At 42.6% G+C, this 781-nt stretch carries 1 protein-coding gene and 1 pseudogene; both read left to right on the top strand.

The genetic code is table 11. The features are described from left to right. A partial coding sequence (locus tag R8N49_RS26530; RefSeq protein WP_318190370.1) for a hypothetical protein occupies nucleotides 1-397 on the top strand: 397 nt, incomplete at its 5' end. Nucleotides 398-401: 4 nt separating this feature from the next. Next, nucleotides 402-781: pseudogene (locus tag R8N49_RS26525) on the top strand (hypothetical protein); the annotation flags it as partial.

Here is a 781-nt window from a genome sequence, read left to right as displayed (position 1 = left end):
GTTGACAGAAAATACCATGACAGAAAATGTAACCAAGGTGCAGCAGGCTTGTGGTAATGAAGTACTAGAAACCAATATCGATTGGGCTCAGTGGGATAATTATGATTTTTCTGAAGCTCGACTTGATAAAGTAAAAACCACAGGTTGGTTAGGTGGCCTTATTAACTACATCTATGATGATATGGTGAAGTTGTGCACGACAACTGAGCACGCAGCTTTGTATAAAGAAGAGTTTCAAAAAGTTCAAAAAATCCAATTCGTAGGTCAAGATTCAGTGAATGCGAAAAAAGCAGGTTTCGCGTTAGATGAAGGTGGTAGCGTACTCAAAGTTGCCTTGAATCCAAATGCGGCGTACGACTCTTCAACGTTGAAGTACCTTAAGCAGGCATGGAACTAACACGATGAAGAAAACGTTATTGTCGTTATTCATGGTGTCCGTCAGCTTTGCTGTGGTCGGTGAAGAAGCTCGTTACACCATGGACGACTTAAAGGCATTGAACAGCTCTAAAAATTGGAACGAGCTATTAGCGCATGCGGAAGATATTCGTCCATCTCAACGTAATAGCGAGTGGGAAAGCCTAGTTCAAAATGCGGCGTTGGGAGCGTTTGAACACTATGTCGCATCTGGAGCAAAAGATGATGCGATTGGTCTGGGTCAGCAGTTAATCCTATCTTACCCATTTCTCTCTCAATCTAAGAGTTTTACTCAGCAGTTCTCGAAAGAGCTGGTGCCTGCAGCACAACCATGTATTCAATATGCGATAGAGGGATGTGTGGAAAA

The sequence above is a fragment of the Vibrio sp. 1978 genome (assembly GCF_033344345.1).
The sequence above is the reverse complement of the archived record's forward strand: the minus strand, read 5'-3'. Positions and strand labels throughout refer to the sequence as shown.